General features: G+C 69.0%; 21 protein-coding genes. 14 read left to right on the forward strand and 7 right to left on the reverse strand.

What is annotated here, in order from left to right:
• Nucleotides 1-170 precede the first annotated feature (170 nt).
• Nucleotides 171-581 (reverse strand): DUF1801 domain-containing protein, encoded by a 411-nt coding sequence (locus ACIBQX_RS13825; protein WP_397004111.1) that lies wholly within the window; start codon nt 579-581, stop codon nt 171-173.
• A complete protein-coding gene (locus ACIBQX_RS13830) occupies nt 578-970 on the reverse strand; it encodes a DUF1761 domain-containing protein (protein WP_397004113.1) in 393 nt (130 codons plus the stop codon). The genes ACIBQX_RS13825 and ACIBQX_RS13830 overlap by 4 nt, the downstream gene beginning before the upstream one ends.
• Nucleotides 971-1,056: 86 nt before the next feature.
• On the opposite strand from ACIBQX_RS13830, the gene ACIBQX_RS13835 reads away from it, so the two are divergent.
• Nucleotides 1,057-1,692 carry a TetR/AcrR family transcriptional regulator gene (locus ACIBQX_RS13835; RefSeq protein ID WP_397004115.1) on the forward strand — a complete coding sequence of 212 codons (636 nt, stop codon included), beginning with the start codon at nt 1,057-1,059 and terminating at the stop codon, nt 1,690-1,692.
• A gap of 348 nt (nt 1,693-2,040) precedes the next feature.
• On the forward strand, nt 2,041-2,169 hold the full coding sequence (locus ACIBQX_RS13840) for a hypothetical protein (protein ID WP_397004117.1): 129 nt from the start codon (nt 2,041-2,043) through the stop codon (nt 2,167-2,169).
• 18 nt (nt 2,170-2,187) lie between these two features.
• On the opposite strand, the gene ACIBQX_RS13845 is transcribed toward ACIBQX_RS13840, so the two are convergent.
• Nucleotides 2,188-3,111: a LysR family transcriptional regulator gene (locus tag ACIBQX_RS13845; protein ID WP_397004119.1), complete on the reverse strand. Its 924-nt coding sequence runs from the start codon at nt 3,109-3,111 to the stop codon at nt 2,188-2,190.
• A 129-nt stretch (nt 3,112-3,240) separates the two neighbouring features.
• Between ACIBQX_RS13845 and ACIBQX_RS13850 the strand changes: the two genes are divergently transcribed.
• From ACIBQX_RS13850 to ACIBQX_RS13890, 9 genes are all read left to right on the forward strand, one after another.
• Nucleotides 3,241-4,362 carry an FAD-dependent monooxygenase gene (locus ACIBQX_RS13850; protein WP_397004121.1) on the forward strand — a complete coding sequence of 374 codons (1,122 nt, stop codon included), beginning with the start codon at nt 3,241-3,243 and terminating at the stop codon, nt 4,360-4,362.
• The gene (locus ACIBQX_RS13855; RefSeq protein WP_397004123.1) at nt 4,359-6,155 is read left to right on the forward strand and encodes a CocE/NonD family hydrolase; all 1,797 of its coding nucleotides are present in this window, start codon (nt 4,359-4,361) and stop codon (nt 6,153-6,155) included. Before ACIBQX_RS13850 ends, ACIBQX_RS13855 begins: the two co-directional genes overlap by 4 nt.
• Entirely contained in the window at nt 6,152-6,637 is a 486-nt protein-coding gene (locus tag ACIBQX_RS13860; RefSeq protein WP_397004125.1) for a nuclear transport factor 2 family protein, read from the forward strand. Before ACIBQX_RS13855 ends, ACIBQX_RS13860 begins: the two co-directional genes overlap by 4 nt.
• A 14-nt stretch (nt 6,638-6,651) precedes the next feature.
• A complete protein-coding gene (locus tag ACIBQX_RS13865; protein WP_397004127.1) occupies nt 6,652-6,966 on the forward strand; it encodes an NIPSNAP family protein in 315 nt (104 codons plus the stop codon).
• 33 nt (nt 6,967-6,999) lie between these two features.
• Nucleotides 7,000-8,514, forward strand: coding sequence for an AMP-binding protein (locus ACIBQX_RS13870; protein WP_397004129.1), 1,515 nt, complete (start codon nt 7,000-7,002; stop codon nt 8,512-8,514).
• A gap of 93 nt (nt 8,515-8,607) precedes the next feature.
• Nucleotides 8,608-9,231 (forward strand): DedA family protein, encoded by a 624-nt coding sequence (locus ACIBQX_RS13875; protein ID WP_397004131.1) that lies wholly within the window; start codon nt 8,608-8,610, stop codon nt 9,229-9,231.
• Nucleotides 9,225-10,007, forward strand: a complete 783-nt coding sequence (locus ACIBQX_RS13880; RefSeq protein ID WP_397004133.1) for an MOSC domain-containing protein — start codon at nt 9,225-9,227, stop codon at nt 10,005-10,007. The genes ACIBQX_RS13875 and ACIBQX_RS13880 overlap by 7 nt, the downstream gene beginning before the upstream one ends.
• Nucleotides 9,991-10,947: a PDR/VanB family oxidoreductase gene (locus ACIBQX_RS13885; RefSeq protein ID WP_397004135.1), complete on the forward strand. Its 957-nt coding sequence runs from the start codon at nt 9,991-9,993 to the stop codon at nt 10,945-10,947. Before ACIBQX_RS13880 ends, ACIBQX_RS13885 begins: the two co-directional genes overlap by 17 nt.
• Entirely contained in the window at nt 10,944-11,864 is a 921-nt protein-coding gene (locus tag ACIBQX_RS13890; RefSeq protein ID WP_397004137.1) for an acetamidase/formamidase family protein, read from the forward strand. The genes ACIBQX_RS13885 and ACIBQX_RS13890 overlap by 4 nt, the downstream gene beginning before the upstream one ends.
• 1 nt (nt 11,865) lies before the next feature.
• On the opposite strand, the gene ACIBQX_RS13895 is transcribed toward ACIBQX_RS13890, so the two are convergent.
• Complete coding sequence (locus ACIBQX_RS13895) at nt 11,866-12,882, reverse strand: GlxA family transcriptional regulator (RefSeq protein ID WP_397004139.1); 1,017 nt, start codon at nt 12,880-12,882, stop codon at nt 11,866-11,868.
• 71 nt (nt 12,883-12,953) lie between these two features.
• On the opposite strand from ACIBQX_RS13895, the gene ACIBQX_RS13900 reads away from it, so the two are divergent.
• From ACIBQX_RS13900 to ACIBQX_RS13910, 3 genes are all read left to right on the forward strand, one after another.
• A complete protein-coding gene (locus ACIBQX_RS13900; RefSeq protein ID WP_397004141.1) occupies nt 12,954-13,718 on the forward strand; it encodes an NAD(P)H-dependent oxidoreductase in 765 nt (254 codons plus the stop codon).
• A 287-nt stretch (nt 13,719-14,005) separates the two neighbouring features.
• Complete coding sequence (locus tag ACIBQX_RS13905; protein ID WP_397004143.1) at nt 14,006-16,402, forward strand: DUF4132 domain-containing protein; 2,397 nt, start codon at nt 14,006-14,008, stop codon at nt 16,400-16,402.
• A 183-nt stretch (nt 16,403-16,585) separates the two neighbouring features.
• Entirely contained in the window at nt 16,586-17,218 is a 633-nt protein-coding gene (locus tag ACIBQX_RS13910; protein WP_397004145.1) for a TetR/AcrR family transcriptional regulator, read from the forward strand.
• A 72-nt stretch (nt 17,219-17,290) separates the two neighbouring features.
• Here ACIBQX_RS13910 and ACIBQX_RS13915 read toward each other — a convergent pair whose 3' ends face one another.
• The 3 genes from ACIBQX_RS13915 to ACIBQX_RS13925 form a co-directional block, all read right to left on the reverse strand.
• Complete coding sequence (locus ACIBQX_RS13915; RefSeq protein WP_397004147.1) at nt 17,291-19,288, reverse strand: nuclear transport factor 2 family protein; 1,998 nt, start codon at nt 19,286-19,288, stop codon at nt 17,291-17,293.
• Nucleotides 19,289-19,403: 115 nt separating this feature from the next.
• A complete protein-coding gene (locus tag ACIBQX_RS13920) occupies nt 19,404-20,558 on the reverse strand; it encodes a sialidase family protein (RefSeq protein WP_397004149.1) in 1,155 nt (384 codons plus the stop codon).
• Nucleotides 20,555-21,493 (reverse strand): amidohydrolase family protein, encoded by a 939-nt coding sequence (locus ACIBQX_RS13925; protein WP_397004151.1) that lies wholly within the window; start codon nt 21,491-21,493, stop codon nt 20,555-20,557. Before ACIBQX_RS13925 ends, ACIBQX_RS13920 begins: the two co-directional genes overlap by 4 nt.
• Nucleotides 21,494-21,549 lie beyond the last annotated feature (56 nt).

A 21,549-nucleotide genomic window follows, 5' to 3' on the forward strand; every position in this document is an offset into this window, starting at 1 on the left:
CGAGCGTGAACACAGTGTGACATGTTCCCGGCTGCGGTCAGCTCGCCAGGTGGCAGGCCGCCAAACTCGCCCGGCCGCCGGTGTGACGCTCAGGATCCCCAGGTGGCACCCGTGACACCGCACGCATGCACCTCTCGGCACATCCGCGGCAACCCCGCCGGCCAAGCCGCTTACCTGGGCTGGTCCTTGAGCTTGCGCCACCCGCCGGCTCGGTTGTCGGCGATGATCTGCCGGAACATGGCGGTGAGGGCAGGAGCGTTGATCGTTTCACCTTCGCGGAAAGCCACCGTACGGGCGGTCTTGTTGTGGTGGCCGGCCGTGATGATGCCTTCGGGGTCGGGGACGATGCCGCCGTCGTACAGGAACACGTTGACGTGGTCCTTGGCCGCGAGCAACGCGCACACGTTGCCCTGAAGCACGAAGTAGGGCCGGACGGTTCGCTTGATGGTCTCGGTGACCTCGGGGTCAGCGGCGTGGATCAGGTCTCGGACCTGCCGGCAGATGTCCTGCTGCCACTCGGGCAGAGCGTTGATGTAGTCGTCCACGCGCGGGTCGGTCTCGTAGGGTCGTACGTCGTTCACAGCCAGGCCCCCACAATCGCCGAGGTGACGAGAATCTTGATCAGCCAGTCGCCCGCGTGCAGCGCTGCGGTGGCGGCGGGTGTCTTCTCCCACATCATGGACCCGGTGAGCAGCACTGCCGGGAACCCGACCCAGAGCACCAGGCCGAGCACCACCACCGACCACACACCAGTGAGGCCGGCGTACCGGGCCAAGCCCGCGATCACCGCGGCGACCACGAGGCTGCGCGCCAGCTCCAGAAGGATCTTCAGCGGCGGCGGCCGATCGCCCCGATCCGGCGAGCGCTCACCCAGCAGGCGCTTTTCGACCGGTGTGAGCAGGGCGTAGTAGGCCGAACTGAGCACGAAAACCACGATTGACGCGGTGACGACGGAGATCGAGCTACCCACGCGTTCACCTCCAAGTAAACTACACGGTATCGTTTCATCGTGAGAAAACTAAACCGGGTAGTGTTCTCTGTCAAGGAGGTAGTTCGTTGACCACTTCGACACGGGCAACGGCCCGCTCGGCGCGCAAGCGCCAGGAGATCCTCACGGCCGCCCGGTCGGTGTTCACGGCCCACGGCTACGTCGGCACCAGCATGGACGCGGTGGCCGCCGCGGCAGGCGCCTCGAAACGGACGGTGTACCAGTACTTCGCCGACAAGGAGGAACTGTTCGCCGGCGTCGTGTTGGACACCGTCGATCGCGGTTATGAGTACTTCAAGCCCGTGATCCTCGCGCTCGCGGAGGTGGACGACCTCGAGACCGCCCTGCGGGACCACGCTCGGATGACGCTCGCCGGGTTGATGAACCCGGAGATACTCCAGATGCGCCGCCTCGTCATCGCCGAGGCGGAGCGCTTCCCGGCCATTGGCCGCGAGTACTTCGAGCGGAGCTGGGGCCGCACCCTGAAACTCCTCGCGGAGACCTTCGCGAAGCTCACCGAACGCGGCCTGCTGAACACGCCCGACCCCGAGCGTGCCGCCTATATGTTCACCTGGCTGATCATCTCGATCCCCACCGGCCGAGCAGCCTTCCTGGGTGACGCGGCCGTCGGCTCCCCCGAGGAACTGACCGACCTGGCCGACGAGGGCACCCGCGTCTTTCTCGCCGCTTTCGCCCGCCGGTAGCTCGGGGAGCGGCTCGCCCGGGTGCCCACCCGTACTGCAGGATGTCGCCGCCCGGCCCGTCCTTGAGCCGGGCGATCTCGGCGACCACGTCGCCGCTGATGACGGTCGTGTTCTCCCGGTCAGCTTCGTCCAGAGCGGTCGAGACGATGTACTTGGACACGGAATTGATCTTGCCGGTGTACGGGTCGCCGGATCGTCCCTGGGCGCTGTTCCGGCGCCTGTCGATATTCGCCGGAGGCTTCGACCTCGCGGCGGACCCCGGCCACACCGCCGACCTGCTCGGGCGCGACTGGTGGACAAGAGCCTCGTCGCGGGTCCCTGTCCGCCTCCCTCATCGAGATCCTCGGTGTGCGGGACGTACCGGAGCCCGACCTCCGGACGGCGGTGGCGGAAGCCGTCCACATCATCGAAGTGATGTGCTCGCGGCTGTGGGAGCTGATGGACGAGCTGACCGGGCACGACGCCACAGCGGGGTGATCACGGCGACGGTTCAGGTCACGTAACCGGTCGCGCCTGCTCGGCAGCGGTGGCCATGATGTGGCGGGTGCGGTCGCGTAGCAATTGGTGCGTGCGGTCGTGGTGGTTGCGGGGATGCCACGCCATGCCGATCGTCGCGGGCGGCAGTGTGAGCGGGATCGGGAACGTACGCAGCCCGAGCGTGTCCAGCATCAGCCGTCCCAGCCTGGCCGGGGCGACGCAGACGAGGTCGGTCTCGCGGGCCAGGAACAGCGCACCCGCGAAGGCGGGGACCACCGCGACCACACGCCGGCGCAGGCCCAGTTCGGCGAGTTGCTCATCGATCGGGCCATGGGTTCGCCCGCGCCGCGACACGACGATGTGGTCGGCCGCGGCGAACCGCTGTGGCGTGACGGTCTTCGTCCTCGCGAGTGGGTGATGCGGCCGCACCACGCCGATCAGGACCTCCGTGAGGAGGGTTTCCGAGCGAATCTCCGGATCACCGGGGCGGATGATCCCGATCTCCAGATCCACCAGCCCTTCGCGCAGGACCGGGGTGTCCTCGAGGTTCTCCGGCCGCAGCCGCAGTGAGATGCCGGGCGCTTGAACCCGCAGGTCGTCGATGAGGGACGGCATGAACGTCGTGGACAGCATGTCACTGACCTGCAGGTCGAACATGCGCACCGCGGTCCGCGGATCGGCGGCGTTCGACGGCTCGAACAGTCCTCGCGCTCGGGTGGCGACCGCGTGCACCTCACCGCGCAGTTCCAGGGCCCGGGGCGTGGGCACGAGATCGCGTCCGGCACGCACGAGAAGCGGGTCGTCGAAGGCGCGGCGCAACCGGGCCAGGGCGCGGCTCATCGCCGGTGCCGACGTGTGCAGGCGCGCCGCGGCCTTCGTCACGCTGTTCTCGGCGAGCAGCGCGTCCAGCGCCACGATCAGGTTCAGGTCGACATAGTCCACCTGCCGATTATCACATTCGAAATAACTGTGTACCAATCTTGCACTGGTGTGAATCGGCTGCCGTTCCTACCTTTGACGCAGACCTGACGAGAACGCAGTGGAGTTCGACATGACCGGAAGTGAGTTGTGATGCGGGCTGTGGTGATCGGTGCCGGAATCGTGGGCCTGACGAGTGGGCTCGCGCTGCGCCGCGCCGGGATCGAGGTGGTGATCTACGAGCACGCACCGGAGATCCGCGCCGCCGGGGCCGGCTTGGGACTCTGGGCCAACGCGCTGGCGGTGTTCGACGAGCTCGGCATCGGCGCGGAGGTGCGCGCCATCGGCAAACCCAGCGAGATGTACTTCCACGACCCGGCCGGGCGGCTGCTCGAAACCCCGGAATTCGGCGTCGAGGACCACCGGTATCTGCTGGTGCACCGGGCGAAGCTGAACGATCTGCTCGCCGACGCCGTGGGGCGGGAGAACATCCGCCTTTCCACCGGGTTCGACGCGTACGACGAGCACGCGGACCATGTCACGGTCCGGTTGACCGACGGCAGCACGGCGAACGCCGACGTGCTCGTCGGGGCGGACGGGGCGTACTCGGCGGTGCGCGAGCGACTGGTGCCGGGCGCCGTCGCGCAGGAACACCCTGGCCACCACGTCTGGCGCGCGGTCATCCCGACCACCGGCCTCACGGTGCCCGAGGACCGGCTGATCCTGGGCACCGACGGCTGCCGCGGCGGGTACGTACGCACCCACGACGGGAACGTCTACTGGCTGCTGAACCAGTTCAACTCCCCCGAGCCGTCCGGCACCCGTAAGCAGCAAGCCCTGGAACGGGTCGTCCACCTCCAGGAGGGAGGAGGGAACGCGCTCCTGACCGAGCTGATCGCCGCGACGCCCGAGGAGCAGATCCTGCACAACCAGATCATGCTCGTGCCGCCGCTGCCTCACTGGGTCTCCGCGCGGGTCGTGCTGGCCGGTGACTCGGCCCACGCGATGTCGCCGCACATCACCGCCGGCGCGACGCTGGGCATCGAGGATGCCGCCCTGCTCGGCCGCCTGCTCTCCCCCGCCGGCGACGTTCCCGCCGCGCTGGCCGCCTACGAGGCCGACCGGATCCCGCGCTACGCCCACGTCGCGCGACTGTCCGCGGCGGTCGAGCACGCGCCCACGCCGCAGGAGTTCGCGCTGCACTACGCCGCCTTCAGCCACTGGATGATCACCTCGCGGTCCCAGCGGCCGGAGAAGGACCGGGTGCGGGCATGACGTTCGCCGTGGAGGTGGACGTGCCGGTGCCGATGCGCGACGGTATCGCTCTGGCCACCAACGTGTGGCGGCCTGCCGGGCCGGGACCGTTTCCCGTGCTGCTGGTCCGCACCCCCTACGGTAAGGACGACGCCGGACTGTACGGCAACCCGAAGCTGCCGGACGTGTTCGCTCTCGTGGCCGCCGGTTACGCGGTGGTGGCCCAGGATGTCCGCGGGACCTCCCGCTCGCCCGGCACGTTCGTACCGCACGCTCACGAGGGCCGTGACGGTGTCGACACCCTCGCGTGGCTGGCGGGGCAGCCGTGGTGTGACGGCGCGGTCGGCATGTGGGGCGGGTCCTACATGGGATTCACGCAGTGGCAGGCGGCCGTGGGTGACGCACCGGCGCTGCGGGCGATCGCGCCCGTGATGAGCTCCGCCGACCTGTACGGGGCGCCGTGGTACTCCCCGGGCGGTGCGTTGTCGCAGGACGCCGTCCTGACCTGGGGCACGCTCTCGGCCCTGCGCAACCTGCGCCGCGACCTCGCCGACGGACACGGTGACCCGGCTGACGCCCACGTACTCCTGTCAGGCCTGTCTGATCCGGGGACGCTGCACGACCCGCTGCCGGTCGCCGACCGAGGCGCACTGACCCGCTGCCTGCCCTGGGTGGGTCAGGTGCTCGGCCATCCGGAAAGGGACGCGTTCTGGCAGGAGGTCGCCGCGATCGACCACTGCGGCGGCATCACCGTCCCGGCGCTCCACGTGGGCGGCTGGTACGACGTGTTCATCGGCGAGACCGTGCGGTCCTACACGATGATGCGCCGCCACGGCGGCAGCGCCGCGGCCCGCGACGGTCAGCGGCTGCTCATCGGTCCCTGGTGCCATGCCGACGGCACCGACCTCGGCACCTTCCCCGACCGGTCGTTCGGACTCGACGGCAGCATCAAGTCCGCCGATGTCACGGGCGCCCACCTGCGGTTCTTCGACCGCTGGGTCCGCGGCCGGACGGACACCCCGGACGACACCCACCGGGTCCGGATCTTCGTCATGGGCGTCGACCAGTGGCGTGACGAGGTGGACTGGCCGCTGCCCGACACCCGCTACACCGACTTCTTCCTCGCCGGGGGCGGCCGTGCCAACACCGCCACCGGCGACGGCCGCCTGACGCGCGATGCCGCATCGGTGGAGGCGGCGGACACCTTCCTCTACGACCCGCGCCGCCCGGTCCCGAGCCTGGGTGGCACCGTGCTCGCCGCCGCGTCCGGCGCCTACCCCGGACCGGCCGACCAGGCGGTGGTCGAGACGCGCGAGGACGTGCTGTGCTTCGCCACCGCCGTCCTTCAGCGTCCGGTCGAGGTCACCGGCCACGTCACCCTGGTCCTGTACGTCTCCTCCTCGGCGCCGGACACCGACTTCACCGGCAAACTCGTCGACGTGCACCCCGATGGCAAAGCGATCATCCTGTGCGAGGGCCTCCAGCGCGCCCGCTACCGCAGGTCGCTCACCGACCCGGCGCCCTTGGAGCCGGGGACGGTCGACGAACTGACCGTCGACCTGTGCGTCACCTCGAACGTCTTCCTGCCCGGGCACCGCATCCTGCTCGAGGTCTCCAGCAGCAACTTCCCCCGCTACGACCGCAACACCAACACGGGCGGGACGATCGCCACCGACGGCGAGGACGACCTGGCCGTCGCGGTCAACCGAGTCCATCACGGGCCGGCCCATCCCAGCCGTCTGATCCTGCCGCTGATCGAACGGCCGGACTCGCGACACCCTGCGACGGCCACGGAAACGGAGGCGCGGGCATGAGCGCACTGGAGGATCTGGTGGACCGGGCGGCTGTCGCCGAGGTCGTCGCCGGTCTCGCCCACGCCCAGGACGACCGGGACTGGACCGCTCTGCGGCGACTGCTCGCCGATGAGGTGCTGCTGGATCTGTCGACCCACCACTTCGGCAGGCCACCGACGACCGTGACGGCCCCCGACCTGGTCGAGCTGGCCCGCGGCACCCTGGAGGGCTTCGACTGCACCCATCACGCCGCCTCCAACCTCGTCGTGCGGCTGTCGGGCGACGAGGCCGAGTGCCGCACGCACATGGTCGCCTACCACCACGTCCCCGCCGCACCCGGTGTCGTCGACTACTGCACGATGCGTGGCTACTGGCAGCTCAAGCTCCGCAGACTCGGCGGACGCTGGCTGATGACCCACTGGGCCGTGGTGCGCACCGCCCCGTGGGAGGGGTCTCCGGACGCCTATGCGCTCGCCGCCGCACGCGTCGCACCCCGGTCCTGACAGGAGAAGCACCGATGTTCTACGAGATCCGTACGGAGCACGCCCGCGCCGGCCGCGGCACCGAACTGGCCCGCTACATGGACGAGACCGTCATCCCGCTGCACCAGGAGATGGGGATGCACGTGGTGGGAGCGTTCACCGTGATCGGCGACGAGGACGCCTTCGTCTGGATTCGACGCTTCGAGGACGCCGCCGACCGCGAACGCACCCTGGACGCCGTCCATCGGCATCCCCGGTGCGCGGCCATGATCGACACCGTTTCCGCGCTGGTGGGCGGGACCGAGTCCACGGTCCGGCTGGCACCGACCCCCGCGTCCCGGCTTCGCTGACCTGACACGCACCCACATCGAGGAGGACACACCGTGAACGCGACTGGCGCATACCGGCAGAGCCGGGACCAGTTGCTGCGACTGCGCGGCGACCACGCCCGCGCCGTGGCCGAGTTCCGATGGCCGGAACTCGGTACGCGGTTCAACTGGGCGGTGGACTGGTTCGACGCTGTCGCGAGCGGCAACGACCGCCCGGCTCTCGTCGTTGTGGAGGAGGACGGGTCCGCGACCGAACGCACCTTCGCCGAGATGTCCCGCGCCTCGGATCGCCTGTCGTCGTGGCTGGCCGCCGGCGGCGTCCGCAAGGGAGATCCGGTCCTGCTGATGCTCGGCAACCAGGTCGAGCTGTGGGAAGCGATGCTGGCCATCATGAAGCTGGGTGCGGTGATCCTGCCGACCACGACCGCGGTGGGGCGGGCAGATCTCGCGGACCGGATCGCCCGTGGCCGCGTCCGGCACGTGATCTGCGACGCCGCGGACACCGGCACGTTCGGCCAGGTGCCCGGCGACTACACGCGGATCAGCGTCGGTGCGGCCGAGGGCTGGTCCGATCTGCGCGAGGCCGCGGACCTGGAGCACACGAGCGTCGGGCACCCGGGCACGACGCCGGACGATCCGCTGCTGCTGTACTTCACCTCCGGTACGACGTCGCGACCCAAGCTGGTCGAGCACACGCAGGTGTCCTACCCGGTCGGTCATCTGTCCACGATGTACTGGCTGGGTCTGCGGCCCGGCGACGTGCATCTGAACATCTCCTCACCGGGCTGGGCCAAGCACGCCTGGTCCTGCTTCTTCGCGCCGTGGATCGCCGAAGCGACCATCGTCGTCCACGACTACCGCCGCTTCGACGCGGCGGCGTTGCTGGATCAGTTGCATCGCAGAAAGGTCAGCTCGTTCTGTGCTCCACCGACCGTCTGGCGGATGCTGATCAATGCCGAGCTCGGCGAGCGCCCGGAGGCTCTGCGTGAGGCGATCAGCGCCGGGGAGCCACTCAACCCCGAGGTCATCGAGCGGGTCCGGCGCGCATGGGGCGTGACCGTGCGCGACGGATTCGGCCAGACCGAGACCACCGCCCAGGTGGGCAACACCCCGGGCGCCGGCGGTTATTACCACACCGGTGACGTGGCGAGTCGGGACGCCGAGGGCTACATCACCTATATCGGCCGTACCGACGACGTGTTCAAGGCGAGCGACTACAAGATCAGCCCGTTCGAACTCGAGTCAGCGCTCATCGAGCATCCGGCGGTCGCCGAGGCCGCGGTGGTTCCGGCGCCGGACCCGGTCCGGCTGGCCGTGCCCAAGGCGTACATCGCGCTGGCGCCCGGCCACGAGCCGACGGAGGAGACGGCGCTGTCGATCCTGCGGTACGCCCGTGAGCACCTCGCCCCGTACCAGCGCGTTCGGCGGATCGAGTTCTTCGACCTGCCCAAGACCATTTCCGGGAAGATCCGGCGCGTCGAGCTCCGGGCCCGGGAGCAGGAGCTCGCGGACGGCCGGCGGGCGAGCGCCGAATGGCGGGACGACCAGTTCCCCGGCCTCAAAGGCTGACCCGGCCGGGCATTCCCCGATGTGCCGACGCCCATCCCGGAAGGAATCACCTGTGACGATCCATCTGCACCTCGCGACAACGGGCGGCGGCCCATGATCGACTGGTTACAGCTCGCCGAATCGCTCATCACCTCACCCTGGCTGTACGCGGTGCTCATCGCGGTGTCCTGCCTGGACTCCTTCCTGCCGCTGATCCCGAGCGAAGCCGTCGTGGTCGTCGCAGGGGTCTACGCCGCCGGCGGACATACCAACCTCCTGCTCGTCATCGCCGCCACGACGCTCGGCGCCTTCCTCGGCGACATGGTCCCCTACGCCGTCGGACGACTGCTCGGTGTACGCGTACTCAAGCGTCTGCCACCCGGCACCAAACGACGAGCGGCGCACGACTGGTTCACCCGCCAACTCGACGCCCGCGGCGGCTTCGTCCTGGTGACCACACGATTCATCCCGGTCGGGCGCTACCTGGCCACCTTGTCCACGGGGATCGTCGGCTATCCGCTGGGCAAGTACGTGCTCTTCGTCGGGTTCGCCACCGCTGCCTGGAGTGTTTACACCGTGCTCACCGGATACCTCGGTGGCGTCGTCTTCCAGGACAACACGCTGCTCGCGATCACCGTCGGTATCGTGCTCGCGTTCCTGGTCACCGGTGTCATCGAAGCCGTACGCCACCTCCGCCGTCGCGCATCCATGCCGCCGACCGAAGCACCTCCATGGTGAAGGGGCGAGGCCGGGTGAAAGGGCTGTTCGTCCACCCGGTGAAAGGGCTCAGCGCGCAGCCGCTGGACCGCGTCGCGCTCCGGCCGGGCAAGGGGATTGCGAACGACCGGATGTTCGCGTTCGCCCGGCCGGAGGGCAGGTACCGGCCCGGGACGCGTGAAGGACTGCCGAAGCAGGAGTTCTTCGCCCTGGTCTCGGACCACCGCTTGGCCGGACTCGACACACACCTCGATGCGGAGACCGAGGTCCTCACCGCGCGCGTCGCGGGTCACGACGTGCTGAAGGCCGACCTGAACACCGCGCAAGGTCGCGACGAGGCGGTGCGGTTCTTCACGCGCGTCCTCGACCTGCCCGCCGGCGTCATGCCGTTGCTCGCGCGGGAACCGGGCAGGCGCTTCACCGACGCGGCCGCGGCCGGGGACGGACCGATGGACTGGATCTCGCTGGTCAACCTGGCCTCGGTCCGAGACCTGGAGTCACGCACGGGCGCCGTGGTCGATCCGCTGCGGTTCCGGGCCAACGTCCTCGTGGACGGCCTGCCGGCGTGGTTCGAATCGGACGCGATCGGTCAGGAGTTCGGCCTGGGCGGCGTGCGGGTGCGAGCCGTGCGCCGGACCAAGCGCTGCGTCGCGACCGAGGTCGATCCGGAGACCGGCCGCCGCGACCTGCCGGTGGTGACCATGCTCGACAGGACGTACGGTCACCGGTTCATGGGAATCTACCTGGAGGTCCGCACAGCCGGAGTCGTGGAGAAGGACAGTGAGTTCGTCATCTGAGCTGCGACTGCGGGTCAGCGAGTCGGCCGACCTCACGCCGACCGTCCGCCGTTTCGTTCTGCGGGACCCCAGCGGGTTCGCGCTGCCGGCATATGAGCCCGGTGCGCACATCGTGGTGACCACCCCAGCCGGGCACAAGCGCGGCTACAGCCTTGTCGAACCGGGCGGTGCCCGGCCACGGGAGTATGTCGTGTGCGTGCGCCGCGACGGCGACGGCCGGGGCGGTTCGGTGAGCATGCACGATGACGTGCTGGTGGGCACCGATCTCGTGGTGTCCGCGCCGGCCAACAGGTTTCCCCTCGAACCCTCGCCTCGGTACCTGTTCATCGCCGGGGGCATCGGCATCACGCCGATCCGGGCGATGGTGCGCCGGTTACGCGCCGAGGGCCGCACCGGTGTGCGGCTGCTTTATCTGACGCTGTCCGCGGCGGAAACCCCGTTCCTGCGGGAGTTCGACGGTCCGGAGGACACCGTGCACCACAGTGACGACCGTGGGCTGCTCGACCTGTGGCCGTACCTTGCCGTTCCGGACGACGACGTGCGCGTCTACTGCTGTGGGCCCGCTCCACTCATGCGGGCCGTACAGACGCTGACGGCCCACTGGCGCATGAGCAGGATCCACATGGAGGAGTTCGCGGCCGGTCACACCGGAATGTCCCTGCCGTTCACCGCGGTCTGGGCCCCCGATGGGCGGCGGGTGGACGTTCCCGCACACCTTTCGCTGCTCGCCGCCCTGCGCCGTGACGGCGTTCGCGTCGAGTCGTCCTGTGAGGCCGGCGTCTGCGGCACGTGCCGCCTCGCGGTCCTCGACGGCGAGGTGGATCACCGTGACTCCGTGTCGACCGAGAAGGAACGCCTATCGAGCGTGGTGGCCTGTGTGTCGCGGGCCAGGTCACCCGAGATCGTCGTCGGCCCCTATGAGAACGAGGAATCGGCGTGACCATCCACGAACTGCATCCCGAGCCCGGATTCACGACGGACGTGTTCGACCGTGACGCGCCGCCCGTGCTGACCGTGGACCCGGGCGACACCGTCGTCGTACGATCACTCGACGCGTCCGGGTTCCTCGAACGGCAGCACTCACCAGGCGAGCAGCGGCCGACCATGTTCGACGGGCGGCGCGGCCACTGCCTCACCGGTCCCATCGACGTGCGCGGTGCGGAGCCGGGGAACGTGCTCGCGGTCCGCATCGTTTCGGCCACCCCGGGCGACTGGGGCTGGACCGTCGCCGGTGCCAAGGACAACGCGCTGAATCGCGCGCTCGGTCTCACCGGAGCGCCCACCTGGCTCCTGTGGGAGATCGACGCCGCCGCCGGGACCGCCACCAGCGACCTCGGTCACACCGTACGGCTCTCGCCGTTCCTCGGCGTGATCGGCATGCCGCCGAACGAGCCGGGCCGGCACTCCACGATCCCACCGCGATCCGCCGGCGGTGGGAACATCGACTGCCGTGACCTGACCGCGGGGGCGACGTTGTTCCTGCCGGTCACCGTACCCGGCGCGCTGCTGCACCTCGGCGACGGCCATGCCGCGCAAGGCGATGGCGAGGTGTCCGGCACCGCGATCGAGTGTCCTATGACAACGGAAGCGGTGCTCGACATCGTCACCGACGTTCCCGTCCCCGGCCTGCACGCCGTGACTCCCCACGGGCGGATCACGTTCGGGTTCGACGCGGACCTCAACGCGGCGATGACGGAAGCCCTCGCCGCGATGGTCACGTGGATGCAGGATCTGTACGACGTCGACAGGGGCACAGCCACGGCACTCGCCAGTTCGGTCGTGGACCTGCGCGTCACACAGGTGGCGAACGAGACATGGGGCGTACATGCCGTCCTGGCACAGGGGGCGATCACCTGAATCAGGGAGAAGCCCTGATCGGTCCCGGCACACGTCTGTCGCGGCCACGGAACGTGGCGCGGTAGGCGCTGGGTGAGACCCCCAGTTCGGCTTGCAGACGCAAGCGCATCGAGCCGGCGGTGCCGAAGCCCGCAGTGACGGCGACCTGGTCGATGGGCATATCGGTGCGCTCCAGGAGGGCGCGGGCTCGTTCGATGCGCTGTTGGGTGAGCCACCGTCCCGGCGAGGTGCCTAATTCGTCACGGAAGCGTCGGGTGAATGTTCGCGTGCTTGTCGATTCCCGGGCGGCCAGCTCCTGCAGCGTGACGGGCCGGTGCAGGTTCTCGAGCGCCCATTGGCGGGCCTTGCTGGTCGAGGAGATTCTCGGGTCCGGCATCGGTCGCCGCACGTATTGCGCCTGCCCGCCTTCGCGGTGTGGCGGGACGACGCTGCCGCGCGCCACTTCGTTGGCGACCGCCGTGCCGTGGTCGGTGCGGATCATGTGCAGGCACAGGTCGATGCCCGACGCCGCGCCCGCAGAGGTGAGCACGCCGTCGTCGTCGGTGTAGAGGACGTCGAGGTCGAAGGCGACGTCCGGGAATCGCTCCCGGAAGCGGGCGGATGAGCGCCAGTGCGTGGTCGCTCGCCGTCCGGTGAGCAGACCCGCCGCGGCCAGCACGAACGATCCGGTGCAGATGGAGGCGATCCGTGTGCCGGGGTGGATCCGCGCCAGCGCCGCAGTGAGCGAGGGCTCGATCGGCCCACCTTGAGGCTCGAAGTCCACGCCGGATCCTGGGACGACGACGGTGTCGGCCTCGGCCAGCGCCTCGAGACCGTGCGTGACGGTGACGGTGAAGTCGGCGTCGGTACGTATTTCCCCGGGCTCGAGTGCGCAGGTCACGACCTCGTAGAGCGCTGCACCCCCGGCCGAGCGCGCCTGGCCGAAGAGGCGGTGAACGATGCTGAGCTCAAATGACAGCGCCTTGTCACGGATCAGGACCGCCACGCGGTGGCGCCCACTACCGGCGAAAGCGGTCATGGCTCGATCTTCGCACATGTTGTCCATCAGGCCAGTCGTCGTGGCGGCGCCGCACGTTGATGATCGATGTCATGAACGTTCTCTGGGTTCTCGCCCACCCCGAACCCCGCTCACTCAACGGCTACCTCGCCACGGAGGGACAGCGCGCGCTCCGCGCCGAGGGCCACCAGGTTGAGGAGTCGGACCTGTACGCGATGAACTGGAACCCCACCGTCGACACCGCCGGCTACGCCCACCGACCCGCGGCACGGTTCCAGGTCGCGGCCGCCGCCGACCGGGCGTACAAGAACGGCACGCAGAGCGCCGATATCCGAGCCGAGCAGGAAAAGATCACCCGAGCGGACGCCATCGTCATCCAGTTCCCCATGTGGTGGTTCGGCATGCCCGCCATCCTCAAAGGCTGGTTCGACCGGGTCTGGCACCAGGGCTTCGCCTACGGCCTGCGCGGCCCGAACGGCGAATGGATCGGCTACGGAGACGGGTTTCTCGCGGGTAAGCGCGCGCTGGCAGTCGTGACCATGGGCGGGCCGGCGTGGCTCTACGGCGAGCGGGGCATCCACGGAGCCGTCGGCGAACTGCTGTTCCCGTTGCAGCACGGCACCCTGTTCTACGCGGGCGCAGAGGTGCTCCCCCCGGTGCTGATCCCCGGTGCCGACAGGCTCACCCCCGAGGAAGGCGAGACGGCGGCCAAGGAACTGCGCGAGCGCCTACTCGCCATGCCGACGACCGAGCCGGTCCCGTACCGAACGCAGAACGGCGGAGACTACGACGACAAGCGCGTGCTGCGGCCGGATGTCGCACCGGGCTTGACCGGACTGGGCGTCCACCTGGCCTGACGCCCGCTGACGGCGCACCGCACCGTAACAGCGCATCCGCGATCGTCGCGGATGCGCTTCCGCCTTTCCGGTCCTGGCTCGCGCCCGCCTCCAGATTGTCGGTGCCCGTTGATACCTATGGCCCCATCACGTTGAACGACCGACGATGGAGCCCCCCATGGCCACGGCCACCTTCAGAGACGAGAGCGCCGCCGGCAGGCGCTCAGTCGAGATCCCTCTTCCCGCTCGGTCCGACGCGAGCCCGGCGCGCGAGATCGCCCGCCTCGTGCCGCGGGCCGGAGGCTGACATGGGCGTCCTTGACAACTTCCCCCGGTCTTACGGCTACCTGCTCGGCCACCGCGTCGAGGGGCTGCCACATGAGCTGTTCGACCTGTACGACGCGGGCGGGCGGCCCGGCGCCGACGAGGCCGGGCGCAGGGCGTTCGGCGTATGGGCGCAACTACTGCTCAGCCTGGGCGACAAGGGCGGCCACGAGCACCCCGAGGAGGTGCTCCGGCTGGTGCGCGAGGTGGCCGACGGCGACATCCCCTGGACGTTCGAGGACACGCGCTTCCTGTGGGAGATCGCCGACGCGCTGTCGTGTTGCGGTCACACCGGCCACGCCGAGCTGTACCGGATTCCGCTGGCCGCCATCGCGACGCTCGGATACTCCGAGCGCCGCCAGATCCTTGGTGACGCGCCGCCGTGGCACCCGGCCCACCGCAGCCCGGGCCGGGCCGCGCTGCGCAAGGACCTGGAGCGCGTCCTGACCGAGCCCCCGGAGCACGGGCCGGCCGGGGTCGTGCGCAGCCTGGTCTGGGACGGCGACCCCCTCGCCCGTGCCATGGCAGGGAAGTACGCCGCCCGGCTGACCCACCCCGCCGTGCTCCCGCTGCTGAAACACTGGTGCAAGGCCAAGGCCAACAAGCCCAGCGAAACCTGGCTCGCCAAGGTCCGCACGCTGCTCACCGACGACGGCGTGGCGGTGCTGCGCGAGATCCTCTCCCGCGTGGCCACCCACCGCGAGAGTCGCGAGCCCGGCGGCAGGGTCTTCCTCGCCCGCCACACCGCCCTCCCGCTGCGCGGCATGCTGTGGACCTGCGAGGTGATCGACGCGCCCTGGGTGTCCACGCTGCTCGGCGACGTCGCCACCAACTGCGGCATCGGGCGCAACGGCACCGGCGGCGCCGCCGTCTGCCGCAACGAGAAACTGGCCAACGCCGCACTGAACGTGCTGGCCAAGCGGGGCGGCCTCGACACGGTGGGCGTGCTCGCGCGCGTGCGAGCCAAGGTGCGCAGACGGGCCCTGCTGGCGAAGGCGTCCGAGGCCCTCGACGCGGTGGCCGTGCATGAGGGGCTGAGCCACGAACAGCTCGTCGACCGGACGGTCCCGGCCTTCGGACTCGGCCCCGACGGGGTCCGGGAGGAGCAGGCCGGCGACTGCGTCGTCCGGCTCGACGTCGACGGGCCGGTGCTGCGGTTCGTCAACGCGTCGGGGCGCGTCGTCAAGTCGGCGCCCCAGTCCATCCGCAAGGATCCGGTGCTCGCCGATCTCAAGGCCACGCTGAAAGACCTCAAACGCACGCAGGCCGCCGAGCGGCTGCGCCTGGAGCAGATGCTCATCGTCGAACGCGAGCTGTCCTGGCAGGAGGCCGAGCAGTACTTCTTCGACCATCCGGTCACCGGCCCCTACACCCGCGCCCTCATCTGGCGGCTCCCCGACGGGTTCGCCGGGCTGCCGGCCAGGAGCGATGGCGGCTGGGCGCTGGCCGAGGCGAGCGGCAGATCCGTGCGTCCGGGCGCAGACACGCCCGTCCGGTTGTGGCACCCCATCCAGGAGGGCGCCGAGGGGGTGCGCGGCTGGCGCGACCACCTGCTGGAGCGGGGGATCAGGCAGCCGTTCAAGCAGGCGTTCCGCGAGGTCTACCTGCTGACCCCGGCCGAGGAGCGCACCCGCACCCACTCCGACCGTTTCAAGGGCCACTTCGTGCGCTACGGGCAGGCCAAGGCGCTGCTGGAGCAGCGCGGCTGGAGCGGGTTGTCGATCGGTCACTGGGACTACGAATGCGGCGGCGACGTGGGGGCGGCCGTCAAGACGCTCGCCGGCTGGCAGGCGAGCTGGGGCATGCAGGTCGCCTCCGACCCTCAGCAGGACGCCTGGGGCACGGCCTCCTGCGCCGCCACCGACGAGATCCGGTTCCGCCACGCGGATCTTCCCGGCGACGCGCCGCTCACCGAAGTGCCGCCGCTGGTGCTGTCGGAACTGCTGCGCGACGCCGACCTCGCCGTGGGGGTCGGGTCTTTGGGGCTCGACCAGCAGGCGGCGGCCGGGCACGACGGCTACTGGCAGTCGTACGGGTTCGGCGAACTGAGCGAGACCGCTCGCACCCGGCATGACGCGCTGGCCCGGCTGCTGCCCCGGCTGAAGATCGCCGACCGGGCGGAGCTGACCGACCGGTTCCTGCGCGTGCGCGGGCAACTGCGCACCTACCGGATTCATCTGGGGTCGGGCAACATCCTGATGGAGCCGAACGACGCCTACCTCTGCATCGTCCCCGGCCGCGACCGCTCCGTCCCATCGGTGTTCCTGCCGTTCGAGGAGGACGGCGGCATGTTGTCGGTCATCTTGTCGAAGGCGTTCCTGCTGGCGGACGACACCGGGATCAGCGATCCCAGCATCACCCACCAGCTCGTCGCCACCTGACGGCAGCCCGCCGGCAGGGCCAGGCCGGTCCCATGCCGCCACCCATGAAGAGCTCGGTGATCAGCCCGATCGCGGTCGCCGAGCTTGCCGGCCTGAGTGTCTCTGGCTGACTGGGATGATTACACTACATCATGCAGTGTAGTAATGCTACAGCAAGCAGTGTAGCTCGGCTAAGATCGGTCCATGCCGACCACGAAGACGCTGCGTGATGGCTCCCCGCAGAAGCGGGCCGCCATCCTCTCGGCGGCCCGGGAGCTGTTCCTCGCCGACGGCTTCGACCGGTCGAGCATCGGCGCGGTAGCCGCCCAGGCGGGCGTGTCCACACGCACGGTCTACGACTACTTCGGTGACAAGCAGACCCTGCTGCAGGCTGTCGTCCAAGCCATCGGCCAGTCACTCGTCACCACGATCCGGCGCACCCTCGACGACACGCTCACCGGGCTCACCGAGGCCGCCGAGCTGGAGGGCGCCCTGGTCACGTTCTCGATGCGGATCGCGACCGACATGCTCGGCTCAGCTGAGTACGCCACGCTGCAGCGCCTGGTCCGGGCCGAACCCGGCCACCTGCGGCACAGGGAGGACCAGCCCATGACCAACGCGCCCGACGAAGCTCTGGGTGAGCGGCTGGCCGTCCTCACCCGAGCCGGACTGCTCGACGCCCCTGACGCGCGGCTCGCGGCCGACCACTTCATCGCGCTGACCTTCGGGGTCGCGCTCAACAGGCTCGGCTCCGCGAACGCCGCCGAGGACCCCCGCGTTCGCCCACTCATCGTCGAGGGAGTGCGGGCGTTTCTCCGGGCATATCGGAGCACATGAGGTGGCGGCGCGCTCGCGCCCCGCCACCCGTGCGAACAGACCATCAAGGCCCGCCGACCAGCATGCAGGTCTCTAGGTGAGTTCCACCCCGTCGATCTCAGGTCCGTTCGGCGGCTGCTGATAGCCGTGCGCGGTCATGCGGGTCTCGGGAAGCTTCTCGCACGGCACGCAGTCGGGCCAGAAATGCTCCGGCGTGCGCCCGCTCACCGGATTGCGGTAGTGGAACCACATCGGCAGAATGGCGGGCCACTCGACGAACGTGCCCGTCCCCCCGCGGAATCCCTCCTGACGCCGGCCCAGGTCGGTCAGCAGGATGTCCGGCGGGTAGGTGCTCAGCAGGCGACTCGGCGGTGGGGGTGGCTCACCTTCCGGCCGAGCCACCGCGGACGCCCAGCCGCCCTTCCAGTCGGGCGACGCGAAGTAGTGTTCATCGATGGTCAGGCTCCACAGCCGCCAGATGCCGTCCTCCAGCACGGCCTGATCGTTGGGATACATCCCGGAGTGCAGGCCGCCCATGTAGAAGTCCTTCGAGGAACTGCCCGGTTCCTTCGATGTGCGCGGCTGGAACAGCCGGGTGCGCAGGTTCGCCGACCGACCGTCGTGCGACACATGGATCACGGGCTGGGTGCGCCAATGGAAGGAGATCGCGCTACGGCGCGCGGGAGACGGACCCCAGCTTGCGTTGGCCGCGCCGATGATCCGGTCGCGACCTACGAAGTAGCCCGCGAAAGGCGCCTGCTTGTGGCCGTTGACCGCGAAGATCGCCGCCATGTCGGACCAGGCGAAATCGTCGAGGTAGTAGCCGTAGGCCGACGAGACGTTCTCGACTCCGTCGTATGCCCGGGAGCGCGCGAGCCGGCGCGCGAGGTCGGTCAGATCGAGCGGGGCCTGGTCCAGCCGGCTCGGGGGCGTTTCGCCGAACAGCGCACGCTCGACGGGCGCCACGTCGAGAAACGCTGGTATGCCGAAGTCCGGCGCGGACGATCGTTCCGTGTCGCGGCCGCCCAGCGGCGCGATACCGCCGCTTCCCCACCCCTCGAAATAGTCGGCGCGAAGCAGCGGCGTCAGCGATATCTCCTTCAGCTTCCACAGCCCGTCCTCCTTGACGAAGCGGTTGCGGAACACGGAGAACTCCCAGAGGCCCGCACGCTTCGTCGCATCGCCCAGAAGACCCAGCTCGATCCCCCGGCCGAGCGCCTCCCGGCCCCCGGGCAGCACCTCGACGATGAGATCGAAGATCAGACGCTCATTGAGCCGGCCGTGGGCGAGGCCCTCCGGCCCCATCCGTTCCATGGCCCGGCGCACGCCCGCGCGTCCCGCGAAATCTCCCACACCGGCGACCGCGACGATCGCATCCTTGGCGAAGAGATCGACCACATCGCTCCACATCCCGCGATCGACGTAGTAGCCATAGGCGTTCTGGAGGTTACGAATCGCGTCCTCGTCGTTCAGCCGGCGGATCCTGCCCGCCAGTTCTTCGACGGTCGCGCCACTGCGCGGCGCGTCGCCGATCGGCGCCGGGATCGGCATCCCCGTCTCATCGCTGGTGAAGTGCTTCGGCACGATCGGCAGATCCTGACCGCCGACGTTGGCCCAGCCGTCGTGATAGTCGCCTTCGAACTGGGGATGGTAACGCATGCTCGCGATGAGCCAGCGCCCGTCCTCAAGGACGTAGTCGCTCTCATAGATCCCCCCTTCGACGCGCGCCGTTCCTTTGCCGTCGCCGAGGAAGCGCATGGCCATCCAGCGGGCCCGTGCCGTGCGTGCGTCGACGGAGAGGTTCACCAGCGGCTCGTCGATGACCTCGGTGTGGAGAGAGCCCGGTGCGCGGCCGTTCATATCCCCCGCACGGGCATCAAGCCATGCCCTGATCGCCTCGCGTCCGGTCACGGTCTCGTCGCCCCACCGCAGTGTGCCGTCCTCGGCGAAGAGCGCGACCATCGCGTGCCACTGCCCGAACTGACTGTGATGCGCGTAGCCACGCTGCACGTTCTTGACGGCGCGAAGCGACTCGACCCGCGCGACATCTCGCGCGAGCTCATCGATCGCCCTCTGCTCCTGCGTATCCATCCCTGCCCCTCCCATCGTTCCCGGAGCGGGGCGCGTCGAGAACGCGCCCACGACCGGCACGGCGGCGAGCACCCCGCCTCGTCTTGCTCATTTCATCGCCTGTTCCTCCTGCCTCTCACTCCGGAACAAAGCTGCTCTGCGCGATATGACGGACTCCGCCATTGGCCTGTACGGCATCGTCGCGGCTGTTGAAGTAATAAATCGCCCCGATTCTGCCCGGCTCGGCCTCGAAGGCGTTCGGATACCCCAGATCCCAACTGCCACCGTCATCGCGGACGATGATCTCAGGACCCCAGCTCTTGCCTTCGTCCTCGCTCACCACGGCGCGAATGCCGTAGGGCTTGAGGCGGTAACCGTAGACGACGACGAGCCGTCCGTCCGCCATCGCGACCAGGCTGCCCGGCGCGCCGAAATCATTGACCCGTGACAGGAACTGCCACGTCAGGCCGCCGTCGTCGCTGGAGAACAGTTCCGTCCACATGACTCCGGTGGGATCGCGCTGGCAGCGCAGCGTGCACAGGATGCGGCCGCTCGGCAGCATCACACCGCGAGGATAGAACCAGCGGTGACCGCCGAAGCGATAGGTGCTCTTCCAGTCCCCTTCCGCCGACGCGAAGGGATCCTGCTTGGGCGTGATGAAGGACAGGAAATGGAACTCTGTGCCGTCGTCGGTGCCGGCGTACACCAGCGGCCGGCGGTTCCACCCGTCCTCGCTGATCAGCGTCAGGAACAGCAGACAGCGGCCGTCGGGTCGTACCGTCGCCGAGTTGATCGCCGACAGCGAATGCAGTCCGTCGAGCGGTAGCTCGACGGACGGCGTCCAGCTGTGTCCCGCATCCGTCGAGACGCGAACGAAGGAACGGCTCTCCGGCTTACCGAAATCGGTGCTGCTGTTGCCCACCAGGACGTCGCGATCCAGGAAGTCGAACGGCCCCCACGGTGAGAGATCCCGGGGACTGCCTTCCTGCGCCGCGGTCGGACGCGGATAGACATCGAACTCGGGATCCGCCCACGTGCGCCCGCGATCGGCCGACCGCATCGTGACCAACCGGCTCCCGCGGCCTCCGCGCTCACCGAGCTGATCATGACTGATCTTGGCGGGGTCGCTGTAATCGGCGTCCAGCGACATGAAATTGGCGACGAATTCGCCCGAGGCCGTCTCCCAGAAGCCCATCGTATAAGGCCATGCGCAGAACTCTCCGTCGCGGCGATAGACGACCGCGTGATCCACGTCCTTGGCGGCGCGAGGCGGGCCGAATCTCCGAATCATCGTCCCTCTTTTCCGTCGTTCCCCGAATAGACGCGGGCGGCGTTGTCGTGGAGGAACTTGCGCGCTTCTTCCGCTGTCAGGAAGTCGGCGGCCGCACGAGCCATGGCCGCTTTCTCGGTGTAGTTCCAGAGCATGCTCTGGCCTACGTCGGATCCCCACATGACGCGGTCAGGGCCGAAGCTGTCGACCATCCGCCGAACGATATGCGCCGGCCGCACGTCCTCCGCGAGCAGTCGCTCCATGTTGATCTCGGTGATCTTGAAATGCACGTTCGGCACGTCGTCGAAGATCTCGATCGTCTGGTCGATCCCGAAATGCGGCGGGCCCGGCAACTGCACCTCCTCGCCTGCTTCCTGGGCGAGCCGGACCTCGTACTGCGTCATCCCGAAGGGCATTCCGCCATGGTCGAGCAGGATCGGCAGCTCGGGGAACCGACGCGCGATGATCTTGATGAGCGGCAACAGGTACGGGAGCTGCTTCATGAAAAGGATCAAGGTCATCGGCGTCCCGAGCTCCGCGCAGGTCTTCCACACCTCCATCGACTGCGGCGAACTCAGCCATGCGGTGTCCAGGATCCACGGCCGGGTATGCGCCATGCGGAATCCGCGGACGTGGTCGTTCCCGACCATCTCGCGATAGCGATCGGGAGTGGCCGGATCCTGAGGGTCGAGGATGACCACCGGATGCAGTCGACCGGGAAACTTCCGCGCCGATTCGAGGATATAGCTGTTGTCATATCCGTAGAGATGGCCGCGTTGCACCAGACACGCCTCGGCGACGCCGTGTTCGTCCATCATCGCGATGAGCGCTTCGGCCGTCACGGTGAAGTCGGTGCGCTTCGGAGTCGGCAGATCGGGCCGTAGGGCCTTGGGCCGGTACGTATCCCAATCGTCAGAGATCAAATGCGCGTGGGTATCGAAGAGTGGCGAGACCATGTTGCTCCGTTTCACTCGGGTGGTCGGGAACTGAAGACCGGATGACGCCGTGACCT

The sequence above is a fragment of the Nonomuraea sp. NPDC049714 genome, assembly GCF_044465295.1.
Taxonomy (GTDB): domain Bacteria; phylum Actinomycetota; class Actinomycetes; order Streptosporangiales; family Streptosporangiaceae; genus Nonomuraea.